This window comes from Tissierellales bacterium (genome assembly GCA_035301805.1).
Lineage (GTDB): Bacteria > Bacillota > Clostridia > Tissierellales > DATGTQ01 > DATGTQ01.
This window is the reverse complement of the sequence record DATGTQ010000074.1, coordinates 1-4,044: the sequence shown is the minus strand read 5'-3', so window position 1 is coordinate 4,044 and position 4,044 is coordinate 1. Positions and strand designations below refer to the sequence as shown.

The 4,044-nt window shown below is 32.4% G+C and carries 3 protein-coding genes; all 3 read left to right on the top strand.

What is annotated here, in order from left to right; genetic code table 11:
• The first annotated feature begins 95 nt into the window (after positions 1-95).
• Positions 96-1,019 carry a 2-dehydropantoate 2-reductase gene (locus VK071_03135; GenBank protein HLR34305.1) on the top strand — a complete coding sequence of 308 codons (924 nt, stop codon included), beginning with the start codon at positions 96-98 and terminating at the stop codon, positions 1,017-1,019.
• A gap of 37 nt (positions 1,020-1,056) precedes the next feature.
• The gene (locus VK071_03130; GenBank protein ID HLR34304.1) at positions 1,057-2,703 is read left to right on the top strand and encodes an amidohydrolase; all 1,647 of its coding nucleotides are present in this window, start codon (positions 1,057-1,059) and stop codon (positions 2,701-2,703) included.
• Positions 2,704-2,732: 29 nt separating this feature from the next.
• Positions 2,733-4,044, top strand: a 1,312-nt coding sequence (locus VK071_03125) for a branched-chain amino acid transport system II carrier protein (GenBank protein ID HLR34303.1), incomplete at its 3' end; no start/stop codon positions are given.

The window sequence follows — 4,044 nt, the reverse complement described above, 5'->3', positions numbered from 1 at the left end:
ATGAGGAAAGTATTAGTGGAGAATTTCCCTCAAAGGAATATAGTTTTAATGCTAAAGTAGAGGGATTTGAGGAATAAAAATTAGGAAGTGAGAATATGAAGATAGCTATTATTGGTTCCGGTGCTATGGGAAGTCTTTATGGAGGTATTTTAGCTGAAAATGGTCATGATGTGTATTTTATAGATGTCTTTAAAGACCATGTAGATGCTATTAATGAAAAAGGGCTTTGTATAGTTAAAGATAATGAAGAAAGATTCATTAAAAATGCTAAGGCAGTTGTAGATTCTAGTTCAATTGGGGTTGTAGATTTAGCTATTGTTTTTGTTAAATCTACAATTACAGATATAGCTGTAGAAGGTAATAGGAGTATTCTAGGCAAGAATACAATAGTTTTAACTCTACAAAATGGATTAGGGAACATTGAGAAGATAAACAAGGTAGTAGATAGATCTCAAATAATTGTAGGAACTAGTGCTAACGGAGCTAGTTTTATAGAGCCAGGGAAGATAAGACATTCTGGCCATGGTGGCACAGTTTTAGGTGAAATATCAGGAGAAAAAACTAATAGAATAAAACAAATTCATGAAACTATGGATTTAGAAGAATTAGGAAATGTGGAAATTTCAGATAATGTTATGTCACTAATTTGGGAGAAGTTAATTGTAAACTGTGGCATCAATCCATTAACAGCATTGACTAGTATGAAAAATGGAGAGCTTCTAGAAAATAAAGAAAGTGAAGAAATCCTAGAAGAAATTGTAGCCGAGGCTATAGAAGTTGCCAATAAGTCTAATATCAAATTAAGTTTTGATAATGCAGATTATTGCAAAGAAGTTTGTAGGGGCACAAGTAAAAATCAATCATCAATGCTATCAGATGTTTTAAACAATCGTAAAACAGAGATTATGAATATTAATGGTGCCATTGTAAGAATTGGTGAAGAATTAGGAGTAGCTACTCCTTATAATAAGGTTGTGACTAACTTAATTTTATTAAAAGAAAAAACTTATAAAAAATAGTTTGACAGTAGTGTTTTAGTTCTGTAGGAGGGATAAGATGAGCTTTGATTACTCATATATAGATATTGGTTTTTACAATGGAACAGTAATAACAGTTAATAAAAATGACGATATTAAAGAAGCAGTAGGGATTAAAGAAAATAAGATTGTATTTGTAGGTAAAAATGAAGAGTTGAAAAAGCTTGCTGATGATAAGACTGTTTTAATTGATTTAAAGGGAAGGGCCTTGCTTCCAGGTCTTATTGATAGCCATTACCATCCAATTTTATCAGGCTTTTTTGGAGATGAGCCAGATTCCTCAATAATAAATATTAAAGATGATACTTGTAAAAATATAGAAGATATTAAAGATAAGATTGTACAAGCAGTGAAAATAAAAAGGCCAGGTCAATGGATTTCTATGATGGGGTATGATCCACAAAATTTAGAAGAGGATCGTCATCCTACTGTGGAAGATTTAGATTCAGTATCTCCAGATAATCCAGTTCAATGTATGCATATAGGTGGACATGTATGTGTATACAATACTTTAGCTCTTCAAGAATTAGGTGTATATAAACCAGAGGATGCAAAGAAGTTTCCAAAAAATGAAGTTGAGGTTAAGAATGGGAAATTAACTGGTATGGTCAGAGATCATACACATTTTGCATTATGGGCAAAAGTAGATTATTCCCCTGAGGAACAAGGAGTAGCAGCTATGAAATCTCATCAACATTTGTTAGGAAATGGGGTTACATCTATCCATGATTGTGGTGAGTGTGGCCCATTATCTTATCATATTATGCAGAAATTATGTTTAAGTAGAAAGTTTAAGGTTAGATCCTATATGCTAATACACAATATTTATGGAAAGCCTTTTTCCCTTGAGGAAAACGCTAACTTTTTAAAACTAGGTTATCAAACAGGATTGGGAAATGAGTATTTTAGAATAGGTTCAAACAAATTTATGATTGATGGCGGTTCCAGTGCTCCCTCATCTGCCATGAAAGAACCCTATAGCCACGCTCCAGATCTTCCAGGTATCCTTGGATGGAAAGAGGAGGAAGTTGCAGATTATATAAAATTAATTCATGATGCTGACTGTCAAGCAACAGCTCATGCTATAGGAGATTTAGCTGTAGAGTATATGGTAAGAGGATATGAAAAAGCTTTGGCTGAAAACCCTAGGGAAAACCATAGACATAGAATTGAACACTGCACTTTTGTTGATGAGGATTTGTTAAAAAGAATGGCAAAACTAGACATATGTCCTTCAGTTAATCCAGGGATGATTCAAGTAGGTGGGAAGGATTATGAGAAATTCTATGGAGATAGAATGAAATATTGTATAGCTTTACGTAGTATGATAGACCTGGGAATGAAGCCATCAATATCAAGTGATACTCCATCAGGACCAGTAGGGCTTGCAACTATAGATGCTGCAGTTAATAGATATGATAGAGTGAAAGAATATCAAACAGATGAAACCCAGAAGATATCAGTCTTAGAAGCCATTAGATGTGCTACCTATAATGGAGCTTATTTATCCTTTGAAGAAGACATAAAAGGAAGTATAGAAATAGGAAAGTTAGCAGATTTAATAGTCCTATCTGAAGACATATTAAAATATCCAGAAGAAAGGATAAATGAAATATCTGTAGATATGACTATGATAGATGGAGTAGTAGAATATACTAGAGAATAAAAAATTAAATTATCGTTGAGGTGAAGTATTTGGAAGAAAGTAAAAAGTTATCAATACTAACCCTTTTATCATTAGGCGGAGCCTTATTTTCTATGCATTTTGGTGCAGCTAGTATGATTTGGTCAATGACTTGGGGAAAAGAAAGTGGAAGCTCAGTATATATAGCTTTCTTAGGAATATATATAACGGCTGTTTTCATACCTTTACTAGGATATTTTGCTTTAGCAAAGGGAGGTTCTTTTCTGGAATTATCTAGAGGGGTTTCCACAAGATTTGCTGCAATATTTTGCAATCTAACTATTTTAGTATTAGGTCCTCTATTTGTAATTCCCAGAATGAGTGCAGCTGCTTGGGGAGCTTTTTTGCAGATAACTGGGTATAATCCTGGAACTATGATACCTATAATTGTATTTTCTATACTATACTATAGTCTAGTATTTTGGTTTGTATCAAGTAAAGATAATTTAATGGATAGAATAAGTAAGATTTTATTTCCTATTTTATTAATTGTTGTAGTAGGAGTAGTTTTTAAAGGAATTAAAAACCCTCTTTCAATTCAGGGTATAAAGATGTATTCAAAACCACCTTTTATATATGGACTTTTAGAAGGATATGCAACAATGGAATTACCAACAGCTCTTTTATTAGGTGGAGTATTAATTAATGGCCTGAAATTTAAAGGACTGAAAGGGGAAGATTTAGGCAGGCATCTAATTATTATAGGTATTATAGGCACAACAATTTTAGCTATTACTCATTTTGCCCATATGTATATTGGTTCTACAACAGATGGAATATTTGAGAATTTAAAGTACTCATCCTTATATGCAGCAGTCGTAGTAGAACTTTGGGGGACCTTTGGAGGTATTATATTTAATATTGGCTTACTCTTTGCAGCATTAAGCTGTGCTGTAGGTTTAACTTCGGCTACATCTCAGTTTTATGAAGAGTTTAGTGAGGGAAGAATAGAGTATAGAAAGGCTAGTATCTTTATCGCTATAATAAGTGGGATAGTAAGTGTATTAGGTTTAGAGGAAATTATCAAATTAACGGCCCCATTATTAAAAATAATATATCCTCCAGCTATTGTATTAACAATATCCTATGCTTTATTTTCTAATATAAGACATAGAAAAGACAAACTTTTAGGTATGAAGATTGGAGTTTATATAGCCTTAATGATAGGGATATTAGAAGGGTTAATGGAGTATTTAAAGATAGTAGATGTTGAAAGTATATATATTAGTTGGCTTATTACTAAGTTACCATTATCAGATTATGGATTAAGTTGGGTAGTATTTTCTATTATTGGATTTTTAATAGGAAATATATTAGGAAAAA

Bases quoted from the DNA above. Each gene is read 5' to 3' on its own strand.
- VK071_03135 (HLR34305.1), top strand. From the start codon at position 96: ATGAAGATAGCTATTATTGGTTCCGGTGCTATGGGAAGTCTTTATGGA.
- VK071_03130 (HLR34304.1), top strand. From the start codon at position 1,057: ATGAGCTTTGATTACTCATATATAGATATTGGTTTTTACAATGGAACA.